The sequence below is a fragment of the Gelidibacter sp. genome, assembly GCF_039916245.1.
Lineage (GTDB): Bacteria > Bacteroidota > Bacteroidia > Flavobacteriales > Flavobacteriaceae > Gelidibacter.
The window spans coordinates 1-11,080 of record NZ_JBDSLS010000249.1; the positions used below are offsets into that span (position 1 = coordinate 1).

Here is an 11,080-nt window from a genome sequence, read left to right on the forward strand (position 1 = left end):
ATTTTAGCAAAGGAACTCAAAACCAAACTCAGTGTTGGTGGGAGTTTTAAAGATGATAAAATAGTGATTCAAGGCGATTATCGCGATAAAATCATGGCCATCTTAAAAGAAAAGGGCTTTGCGGTTAAACGTGTTGGAGGTTGATGGGAACTCAAACTTTACATATTACCAATGGCAGTAATCTGACAGATTACTTGAAAGAACTTGAATATACAGGTAGGTTTTTGACATGGCAAGAAATGCTGTGTGAAGGTCCAACGACTGAAGAGGTTGATTCTGAGGAGTTCTTCATTCTCAGAAAAACATTTTTATCTGATTTTTATGAGATTGAAATGAATGAGGCTGAGTTTAAAAAAGAATTGGATATTTTAAACCATACAGATCAGTTCCAGCAGATTGTGCTATGGTTTGAATATGATTTGTTTTGTCATATCAATTTGATGGCCATCATCAGTATGTTAAATCACAAGAAAATCCAGCTCCCCCTTTATTTAGTATGTAGCGGAAGGGTAAAAGGCGAAAATGATCTTAAAGGTTTGGCAGAATTAAAACCAGACCAGCTTCACCAACATTACGAAAACAAGATTACACTTTCTGGAGAAGATAGGAATTTGATGAGCGCTTTATGGCGGATTTATTGTGGGAAAGATCACAATCTATTTAAGCCATATATTGTACAAAAATCTTCTTTTCCATATTTAGCCAGCTGTTTAAAAGCGCATTTACAACGGTTTCCTGACTCTATAACAGGACTTTCAACCTTGGAGATGCATGCGCTTCACATGATTTCAGATCAAAGAATAAAATCCAGGCGACATCTCTTAGGGTATATTCTTAATTTCCAAGGCTATTATGGTTTTGGTGATCTGCAAATAAATAAGATGATTGATACCCTTTCCATTTTCTATACGGAAGAAAACGATCAAATTATTTTAAATAGAAAAGGACATGAAGCGATTAATAAGCAACATAACTTTTCGGATGAACTGATGACCTCCATGTACTTTGGCGGCGTCAAAAAAATGGATTTTCAGTTTAGTAAAGTCCAAAATAAACTTATAAAAACAATCAAATGTCTATAAAAGCATCAGAACTCATTCTCAATCCAGATGGAAGTGTCTATCATCTTAATCTAAGACCTGAACATCTTGCAACAACGATCATAACCGTTGGTGATCCGGACCGTGTGGACAGTGTGACACAACATTTTGATACCATCGAATTTCAAACCAGAAAAAGAGAATTTCATACGCAAACAGGAACCTATAAAGGCAAACGTATAACCGTTATTTCTACCGGAATTGGTACAGATAATATTGATATCGTATTTAATGAATTGGATGCCTTGGTAAACATCGATTTAGAAAAACGTGAAATCAAAGAAAAACTCACCTCATTGGAAATCATCAGAGTCGGGACTTCTGGATCCATTCAAAAAGAAATTCCCATCGATTCATTTTTGATCAGTGATTTCGCTGTAGGATTTGACAGTCTTTTACATTTTTATAAAAGTGAAAGCGTGCAATATCCTGAGATATCAGATGCTTTGGTAAAACATACCAATTGGAGTCCTTTGAAATCCAAGCCCTACGTTGTAAGATGTAATGAAGAGTTATTCGAAAAATTCAGCTCCAACAAAACCGTGAAAGGTTTTACCGCCACAAATGTTGGTTTTTATGGCCCTCAAGGTCGGGTTTTAAGGCTGCCTGTTCAGGATAATACGCTTAATGATAAATTGGCAAGTTTCAGTTATAACAATATGCCCATTACTAATCTTGAAATGGAAACTGCCGGTATCTACGGATTGTCGGCGCTTTTGGGTCACAAAGCCTTGTCGATGAATGCTATTATCGCAAACAGAGCGACCGGTGAGTTTACTGAGAATTCTAGTAAAACTGTGAACGAATTGATCCTATACACATTAAATAAGTTGGTCGAGTAGTTCGCTTAGAAATCAGCGAATAAAGCTAAAAAAATTATATCTTAACCATATGGCGCTAATGACATTATGGAAAATAAAAAATAAGAGATTCTCTTTTTCAAGGGAATGAAAAATGAATTTTGAATGATAACAGTAAAAATAGGTGGCGTCCCAGAACATTTTAACTTGGCCTGGTATTTAACGCTTAAGGATGGCCAATACAAACAAGAAGGAATTAATTTGCGTTGGGAAGACTATCCTGGCGGCACTGGCGCGATGAGTGAAGCACTCCGAACGGGCGCTATCGATATGGCCGTAATTTTAACCGAAGGGATTGTTAAGGATATTGCCGAAGGAAATCCGAGTAAAATTGTTCAGACTTTTGTGGAAACTCCGCTTATTTGGGGCATTCATGTCGCCGCTGGTTCTGATTTTAAATCGGTTGAAGATCTGAAAGGAAAACGTTGTGCGATTAGCAGATATGGCTCTGGATCTCATTTGATGGCTTATATCAATGCTGAGAATCACGGCTGGGATTTAGAAACCGATCTGAAATTTGAAGTTGTACAAGATTTAGATGGTGCTGTGAAAGCGTTGAGCAATGGCGACGCCGATTATTTTATGTGGGAAAAATTCATGACCAAACCTATTGTGGATTCAGGAGTTTTTAGACGTATCGCTAACTGTCCAACGCCATGGCCTTGTTTTGTAATTGCCGTTAGAAATGAATTTTTAGAAGTTAATGAAAGTGTCGTTAAAGCTATTTTGGAGGTCATCAATAATACGACAGTTGATTTTAAGGAAATTCCAAGTATTGACCGAATGATTGCCAATAGGTATGATCTCCAATTAGAAGATGTTCAGGAGTGGCTCACTTTAACAGAATGGTCACAAAGCAATTTAGATGAGGCTACCGTTAAAAAAGTGCAGCAGAAACTCATGAAACTCGATATTCTTTCAGAACAAAAGCATTACAGGGAGATCGTTTCAGTCATATGATTTACATCATGAAACTTTAACGTTTCAAGAATAATATGTGAATTAGTGTTAAAATGAATAGAAATTGGCTACATTTACCGTTCCAAATCGCGTCATTCTATGACATAAATTAAAAAATATGATTACCAGTATTGCTTTAATTATGGCTTCTTTTGTTGCTTTAAATTTTCTCCTACTCGCCTTCAGTTGTAATAAAACTGTCAAAAAAGAAGTCCCTAAGGTTAAGCCTGTTAAAAAAGATTCAGCTTTGCTTACCAGTCAATTGGAGACTCATGAACTTGCTCCAACTGGTAGTTAGTTTTGCTAAAAGATTTATTCCCAAACCAATACCCTCGATTGGCACTTAAGGGCGAAGGATGACCCGAAGTGATGATGGTATGTTTTGTGGCGTCGATAAATTTCGTTTTTTTTATGGCAAAACCTCCCCAAAGTAAGAATACCACGTCATTTTTTTGATCACTTATGATTTTTATAACCTGATCCGTAAAAGTTTCCCAACCTTTCTTTTGATGGCTTGCTGCCTTTCCTGCCCTAACGGTTAAGGTTGCATTCAATAAAAGCACCCCTTGTTTTGCCCAGGATTCCAAGTTTCCAGAAACCGGATATGGTTTTCCCACATCGGTTTCCAATTCCTTGAAAATATTTTTAAGTGATGGTGGATGGGCAATGCCATCATTAACTGAAAAACATAAACCATTCGCTTGTCCTGCACCATGGTAAGGATCCTGACCGATAATGACCACTTTAACCTGATCAAATGGGCACCAATCAAACGCATTGAAAATATCCTCCATTTTTGGATAACAGGTATGGGTGTCATATTCCTGCTCCACAAACCTGATCAACTCCTTAAAATAAGGCTTTTCAAACTCTGTTTGCAGTTGTTTTTTCCAACTTGGAGGCATATGGATAGTCATGATTTTTTCTGATTTTCATAAAAATAAGAGGTTTTATGTTGGTGCTAAAATTTATATTCAAAAAGTTTAATTTTCCGTAAATTTGAAGCTTATTAAAGATTCCCAAAAGAGAATGCACATTCAAGAGAAAACCTTAAAAGATATTGAATTTTATACCGTCCTTGACCAGATGTCTGCTTATTGCATGACCCATTTGGGGACCGAAAGAGCTTTACAGAGCAAGCCGTTTTCTAAAAAAGAAGACTTGCTCATTGCTTTGAAGCGTACCAATGATTATTTGGCTTCTTTTGAAAATGACAACCGAATTCCAAATCACGGTTTTGAGCCGATAACCAAAGAGATTCAGCTTCTGAAAATTGAAAATTCCTATTTGGAAACTGTCAGTTTTAGAAAAATCAAGGCGATTTCCATGGCATCGAATGAAATCATTATTTTTTTAAAGAAATTTCATGAATATTATCCGCATCTTTTTGAGTTTTCATCCACTATTCCGGTTACCACTGAATTGATCCATCAAATAGATGCTATTATTGACCGATTTGGCGATGTAAAAGATAATGCATCTCCAACACTTTTTAATCTGAGGCAAGAAATCAATGCGATAAGAGGTAAAATTAACCAAAGTTTTGTGTCTGCCTTAACGTCTTACTCTTCTATGGACTATTTGGATGATATCCGAGAATCCGTCGTTGAAAATAAGCGTGTTTTAGCGGTTAAGGCCATGTATCGACGCAAGGTAAAAGGTAGCATTTTAGGAGCAAGTAAAACGGGCAGTATTGTTTACATTGAACCAGAAGCTACGTTTAGATACACCCGCGAACTCAATAATTTGGTCTTTGAAGAAACGGAAGAAGTAACCAGAATATTAAAGCAACTGACCAATTATACGAGATCCTTTCGAGATTTGCTTAAGGATTATCAAGAGTTCTTGACAGAATTGGATCTTATTTTCGCAAAAGCGAAATATGCGGCATCTATTAATGCTATTTTACCAGAGATCACTGACAATAGAGATTATGTTCTGAAAGACGCCATTCATCCTTTACTTTATATTTCCAATCAAAAGAAACATATAAAAACCTTTTCGCAGTCCATCGAGTTACATCCGGAAAACAGGATTATTGTGATTTCAGGGCCAAATGCGGGCGGAAAAAGTATCACTCTAAAAACGGTCGGACTTCTGCAAGTGATGTTACAAAGTGGACTTCTGATCCCAGTGCATATTCGGAGCAAAGTATGTTTATTTGATCGAATATTAACCGATATTGGCGATAATCAATCGATTGAAAACCACTTAAGCACATATAGTTACCGATTAAAACAGATGAATTACTTCTTGAAGAAGTGTAATCAGCATACACTTTTCTTAATCGATGAATTTGGAACCGGAAGTGACCCTGAATTGGGAGGTGCTTTGGCAGAAACCTTTTTGGAGGAGTTTTACCATCGCGAAGCCTATGGCATTATCACTACCCACTACTCCAACCTCAAGGTTTTGGCCAACGAGTTGCCTTTTATGCAAAACGCCAATATGATGTTTGATGAAGTCAGCTTGGAACCTATGTATAAACTCGCTTTAGGGCAGGCTGGAAGTTCATTTACTTTTGAAGTGGCCCAAAAAAATGGGATTCCCTTCAGTTTAATCAATCGGGCGAAAAAGAAAATCGAACGCGGAAAAGTCCGGTTTGATGCCACCATCGCAAAATTACAGAAAGAACGTTCAAAGCTCGAAAAAACTGAACAATCACTTAAAGTTAATGAGCGGAAGAAATTGGAGGAAGCCGAGAAACTTGAAGAAATCAATCTGAAAATACAAAAGAAATTAGAAAGCTATCAAGAATTGTATGACAGTAATCAACGCCTGATTTATTTGGGACAAAAAATGAATGATTTGTCAGAACGCTATTTTGACAACCATCAAAAAAAGGAACTTATGGCAGAATTATTCAAAGTAGTTCAAATTGAAAACTCCAAACGAAAGAAAGTTTCTGCTACCGTGAAAAAAGTTCAGAAAGCTAAAGAACAAAAAGTCATTGCAGAAGCTGAGAAAACAGTTGAAGTTATTCGTCAAAAAAAGAAAGCCGCCAAAATAAAAGTGGCCGATGCTCCAAAGTCAAAACCTATTTTTAAGGTGGGCGACCGTGTCCGTTTGCAAGATGGAAGAGCTGTTGGCAGCATTGATAAGCTCGAAAAAAATAAGGCTGTGATCAATTATGGCATGTTTACGACTAATGTCAGTGTAGAGCAGTTGGAATTGGTGGAGCGAGTGAAGTAGTTTTCAGTCGGCAGTCTTCAGTCTTCAGTCTTCAGTTGGCTGTCTTCAGTTGGTGTTTCGATTATCGGCCATCGGTCATCCGTCATCCGTCATCCGTCATCAATCTAATAAATAATTAAAGGGAAAACAGCATGTCCATAAATTTGGAAAACAATAAACAACTCATTCTTTTTGATGGGGTTTGCAATCTTTGTGAGGCGTCGGTGCAATATGTGATTAGGCATGATAAGGGCGATGTGTTTCGTTATACAGCCTTGCAAAGTGACGTTGGACAGGAAATTATAAAAAAATTCAATATTGATAGAGCAAAAATGGATTCTATCCTGCTTTATTCTTCAGAAAACGGTGTTTCTTATAAATCTACAGCTGCTTTAAAAATCGCATCTAAACTTGGATTTCCAAGGAATTTGTTGAGCCTGTTTTTGATAGTTCCTGCCTTTATCAGAAATTGTGTCTATGATTATATTGCCAGAAATAGATACCATTGGTACGGTAAGAAAGATGAATGCATGATTCCGACACCGGAGTTGAAGTCTAAGTTTTTGTAAAGTTGAGATCTGGGGCAAAACCTTTGAGTTCTTCCAACCCTTAGGGAATAGTCCTGTTTCCCTCAAATTCAACAAATAACCATTAATAAGCATTTTTTACATTTAAAGCATTCCTATTTAGAATACCTTTGCAGGCATATTTAAAACCCTTTATAATGAACTCAAAATATTATATCGCAGTAATTACGGCCTTTACTATTTGGGGCTTTTTTAGTGTGGTCTTAAAATCGCTTGATGCATTTTCGGCATTTGACATCTTGAGCTATCGCACCTTGGGTTCCTTGGGGATTATGCTTTTTGTGTCGTTATTTTTGCGTCCTAAAACATTGAAGTCAACCATAAGCACATTTAAAGGGTTGGGCACAAGTGTTAAAAAACGCATCATCGTCGTCAATATCCTGAGCGGCTTGTTTTTGGCACTCAACTGGTACATTTATATTTATGTCATGAATAACGTGAGCGTTAGCGCAACTTCATTGGCCTATTTAATTTGTCCGATATTGACCATGGTTTTGGCCTATTTGATTCTGAAGGAAAAGCTTTTTAAGTTGCAATGGGTCGCCGTTATTTTAAGTGGTACAGCGTGTTTACTGCTATCTCTTGGCAATATTACGGACTTGTTTTATAGTATGATCATTGCCTTGAGCTACGCCCTTTACTTGGTGTTGCAGCGAAAAAACCATGAGATCGATCGGTTTTTGGTGTTGACTTTTCAGGTGTTTTTTGCCGTCCTTTTTTTATTGCCATTTATAGTTACTTACGATTCACCTAATGAAAAGACGCCATTTTTTTATGGCATGTTGGCATTGATTGCGGTAGTTTTTACCATCATTCCGATGTATCTTAATATATATGCCTTAAAAGGTTTAAACTCGGCAGTGGTTGGTGTGTTTATTTATCTTAACCCACTAATTAACTTTGGTTTTGCTATTTTCTATTTCAAGGAAAAAGTAAGTCTTCTCGAAGGCGTTTGTTATCTTCTTATCCTGATATCGATTTTTGTTTTCAATTTTTCAGTGATAAAAAATAGAATCAATAGAAAGCGCGCGGTACATATTTAAGATTATTGATTTCGGTTTGTGAAACCCCTTTCTAAGTTGTCAAAGTTCCATACTCGGTCCGAGAGCCCGAAGGAAATGTGCTCGGAAAAGGTGCTGACACCTCACTAAATTTGTTCCTGATATCAACGAGTATGTAGTATCCGATTTTCACCTAAAGATGCTGCAGATGTTGTGCCTGATTTTGGAATACTGGCATTCAAAATCACGATTCCTGACATTTCTAAATTCTCTTTGAGCCATTTTGCAGAAACGATAGCAATCATGATTTTTTCAGATTATGAATCTAGATCAAAGGTTTCCGTTGGATTTTTGTGCTCTTGATACTTAATCATGTTTTCACCATCGGCGATGATACAGCACACTGCAGCATCGCCCGTAACGTTAACCACCGTTCTGAACATGTCCAAAATACGATCAACTGGGAAAATAATAGCAATCCAAGCAGGATTGAGTCCGACGGAATCCAATACAATGATCAACATGACCAAACCTGCACTTGGTACTGCAGCTGATCCGATGGAAGCCAAAGTCGTGGTCAAAACTACCGTTAATTGCTGGCCAAGGGTCAAATCAATCATGTGCAATTGTGCTAAAAAGATAACGGCAACAGCCTGATAAAGACTGGTACCATCCATGTTTACGGTGGCGCCGATAGGCAACACAAAACTGCTTATTTTTTTATCAATCCCAAGATTTTGCTCCACACATTCCATGGTTACAGGAAGAGTAGCCGCACTGCTGGACGTTGAAAACGCTAACGTTTGTGCAGGGCTCATGGCTTTAAAAAAACCTGCATAAGATACTTTTTTGACAAAAACTTTTAAGATGCCAGGATAGGTAATAAAAATCATGATCATAAGACCAATTAATACCGTCAATGAGTACCAACTCAAGCCTTTAAATATCTCTAAAACTTTTCCAATATCATCTCCAGCCATTTTGCTTACCACACCAGCTAAAAGTGCAAATACGAAGAATGGTGCCGCTTGCATGACCAAGTCTACCATTTTCAGGAAAACTTCGTTGATGCCTTCTACCAGCTTTAAAACGGGTGCTGATTTGTCTTTTGGAATAAACAATAAACAAACCCCGAAGAAAATAGCGAAAAAGATTATTTGAAGCATTAACCCATTGCTAGATAAAGAGTAGAAAAAGTTATCCGGAACAATGTCAATCAACGGTTGTAATGGTGTGGAATCTTTGCGTTGATCGGCGGTAGCAATTTTATCTGAAACAGAAACCTCCTTTAAATCTTGTTTGGTTAAATTGGAGATCACCTGTGCTCTTTCAAAAAACGCTGGATCTTTAAGATAATTGATGCCATCTTTAATTTCATGACCTTGCGAACTTGCCCAAATTTCATAATTGATACGGTTATCTATTCGGCTTTGTTCGTCTATGAGTTTACCTGGTTTTATAGTATTAACCAGCACTAAGCCCAATGAAATAGCGAATACTGTGGTTACCAGATAAAGGAGCAAGGTCTTTCCTCCCATCCTTCCTAAACTTGAAGGATCTCCAATATTAGCAACACCGCCAATGATGGAAAATAACACCAATGGCACGGCAATAAGTTTCAGTAAATTGATGAAAATAGTGCCGAATGGATCGATCCAATCCATGGTAAATGAACTCCACCCCATATAACTTGAGGTCAGCGCCCAAATGATACCAAGGATCATTCCGATGATGATTTTCCAATGTAATGCCAGTTTTTTCATAAGCTATATCCCTGGGTAGGCAGGGATCTTTATTTTAAAATGAAATTAATTTTTATAGCGCTCTCAAGTCACATCAATTTGTTCATGAGACTCCTGCTTTCGCAGGAGCAATAGCTGTTTATTGATGAGACTCCTGCCTGCGCAGGAGTGCATAATCGGCTAAAACCAAGGCTGCCATTGCTTCCACAATGGGAATGGCTCTTGGCACGACACATGGATCATGGCGTCCTTTTCCTTGCATTTCTACGATATCACCTTTATTATCGAGTGTATTTTGTTTCTGAATGATGGTGGCTACGGGTTTAAAAGCCACTCTGAAATAAATATCCATACCATTGCTGATCCCCCCTTGAATGCCTCCTGATAAATTGGTCTTCGTGCTTCCGTCGGCATTGAATTGATCGTTGTGCTCACTGCCTTTCATTTTGGCGCCACAAAATCCGCTGCCATATTCAAAGCCTTTAACAGCGTTTATGGATAGCATGGCTTTACCAAGTTCGGCATGTAGTTTATCAAACACAGGTTCGCCTAATCCGACAGGTAGATTTTGAATCACGCATGTCACTGTGCCACCAATGGTATCGCCTTGCTTTCTAATCTCTCTGATTTTTTCAATCATTTGATTTGCAACAGCTTCGTCAGGACAACGTACAGTGTTACTTTCAATTTTTGAGAAGTCAAGATCTTGATAAGGTTTGTCTAAAAAGAGATCACCAACTGACGATGTGTAGGCATGAATTTTCACGTCTTTCAGCATCTGTTTTGCAATGGCGCCTGCAACAACGCGACTTGCTGTTTCACGTGCTGAACTGCGTCCGCCACCTCTATAGTCGCGTACGCCATATTTTTTATCATAGGTATAATCTGCGTGACTTGGACGGTAAACATCTTTTATATGTGAATAATCATTGGATTTTTGATCGGTATTTTTTATGATAAAACCAATTGGCGTACCTGTGGTTTGGCCTTCAAAAATACCAGAGAGAAATTCAACCACGTCCGACTCCTTACGTTGGGTAACAATATCAGACTGGCCCGGTTTGCGACGGTCCATTTCTAATTGAATGGCTTCAAAATCCAATTGTATTCCTGATGGACACCCATCAATAATACCTCCAATTGCAACACCGTGAGACTCACCAAAAGTTGTGAGTTTAAATAATTTTCCGAAGGAATTTCCAGCCATAAAAGTAATTTTACGCTAATATAATTGTATTCTGATAGAAACAAAAGAATAGAATCCTAAAAGCGTTTCTGAGTATTTGAAGGCTGTAAGATAACAATTCTTAATGAAATATATTTTGTTTTTATCTTAACCATTTAGCGTCAATACGTTTCAGTCAGGAATAAAATAAAAACCACCTTTTGAATGGAATATAGCCTTCAGTTTTAATCTAAATTTATTTTTAATTTTTTATCCTTATAAAAGTGCTCTTCTTAAAATTGTAACAGGATGTAAGGCTTCTTTTTGGGTGCCGTCCATAATTTGATGCCTACAACTCGTGCCATTTGCAGAAATCACTGTGGATTCAGGAGCCCTTCTAACCGCAGGAAACAAGGTTTGTTCGCCTACTTGCATACTGACCTCATAATGCTCCTTTTCATATCCAAAACTTCCTGCCATTCCACAACAGCCAC

General features: G+C 37.7%; 10 protein-coding genes and 1 pseudogene. 7 read left to right on the top strand and 4 right to left on the bottom strand.

The window, feature by feature from the left end; translation table 11 throughout:
- The 4 genes and pseudogenes from ABIQ28_RS13110 to ABIQ28_RS13125 all read left to right on the top strand — a co-directional run.
- Window positions 1–144, top strand: a pseudogene (locus tag ABIQ28_RS13110) (translation initiation factor); the annotation flags it as partial.
- The gene (locus ABIQ28_RS13115; RefSeq protein ID WP_348038032.1) at window positions 144–1,082 is read left to right on the top strand and encodes a DUF1835 domain-containing protein; all 939 of its coding nucleotides are present in this window, start codon (window positions 144–146) and stop codon (window positions 1,080–1,082) included. The pseudogene ABIQ28_RS13110 and the gene ABIQ28_RS13115, both read left to right, overlap by 1 nt.
- Window positions 1,073–1,942, top strand: coding sequence for a nucleoside phosphorylase (locus ABIQ28_RS13120; protein ID WP_348038034.1), 870 nt, complete (start codon window positions 1,073–1,075; stop codon window positions 1,940–1,942). The genes ABIQ28_RS13115 and ABIQ28_RS13120 overlap by 10 nt, the downstream gene beginning before the upstream one ends.
- A gap of 123 nt (window positions 1,943–2,065) precedes the next feature.
- Window positions 2,066–2,920 carry a substrate-binding domain-containing protein gene (locus ABIQ28_RS13125; RefSeq protein ID WP_348038036.1) on the top strand — a complete coding sequence of 285 codons (855 nt, stop codon included), beginning with the start codon at window positions 2,066–2,068 and terminating at the stop codon, window positions 2,918–2,920.
- Window positions 2,921–3,171: 251 nt separating this feature from the next.
- Here the strand turns inward: ABIQ28_RS13125 and ABIQ28_RS13130 are convergent, their stop codons facing one another.
- Entirely contained in the window at window positions 3,172–3,837 is a 666-nt protein-coding gene (locus tag ABIQ28_RS13130) for a uracil-DNA glycosylase (protein WP_348038038.1), read from the bottom strand.
- Between the two features lie 112 nt (window positions 3,838–3,949).
- Between ABIQ28_RS13130 and ABIQ28_RS13135 the strand changes: the two genes are divergently transcribed.
- The 3 genes from ABIQ28_RS13135 to ABIQ28_RS13145 all read left to right on the top strand — a co-directional run bounded on the left by ABIQ28_RS13135 (window position 3,950) and on the right by ABIQ28_RS13145 (window position 7,721).
- Entirely contained in the window at window positions 3,950–6,112 is a 2,163-nt protein-coding gene (locus tag ABIQ28_RS13135) for a DNA mismatch repair protein MutS (RefSeq protein WP_348038050.1), read from the top strand.
- 131 nt (window positions 6,113–6,243) lie between these two features.
- Window positions 6,244–6,660: a DCC1-like thiol-disulfide oxidoreductase family protein gene (locus ABIQ28_RS13140; RefSeq protein WP_348038040.1), complete on the top strand. Its 417-nt coding sequence runs from the start codon at window positions 6,244–6,246 to the stop codon at window positions 6,658–6,660.
- 155 nt (window positions 6,661–6,815) lie between these two features.
- Entirely contained in the window at window positions 6,816–7,721 is a 906-nt protein-coding gene (locus tag ABIQ28_RS13145; protein WP_348038042.1) for an EamA family transporter, read from the top strand.
- Between the two features lie 275 nt (window positions 7,722–7,996).
- Here ABIQ28_RS13145 and ABIQ28_RS13150 read toward each other — a convergent pair whose 3' ends face one another.
- From ABIQ28_RS13150 to ABIQ28_RS13160, 3 genes are all read right to left on the bottom strand, one after another.
- Complete coding sequence (locus ABIQ28_RS13150; RefSeq protein ID WP_348038044.1) at window positions 7,997–9,442, bottom strand: dicarboxylate/amino acid:cation symporter; 1,446 nt, start codon at window positions 9,440–9,442, stop codon at window positions 7,997–7,999.
- Between the two features lie 118 nt (window positions 9,443–9,560).
- Window positions 9,561–10,628 (bottom strand): chorismate synthase, encoded by a 1,068-nt coding sequence (gene aroC / locus ABIQ28_RS13155; protein ID WP_348038046.1) that lies wholly within the window; start codon window positions 10,626–10,628, stop codon window positions 9,561–9,563.
- A 234-nt stretch (window positions 10,629–10,862) separates the two neighbouring features.
- A partial coding sequence (locus ABIQ28_RS13160; protein ID WP_348038048.1) for a hypothetical protein occupies window positions 10,863–11,080 on the bottom strand: 218 nt, incomplete at its 5' end.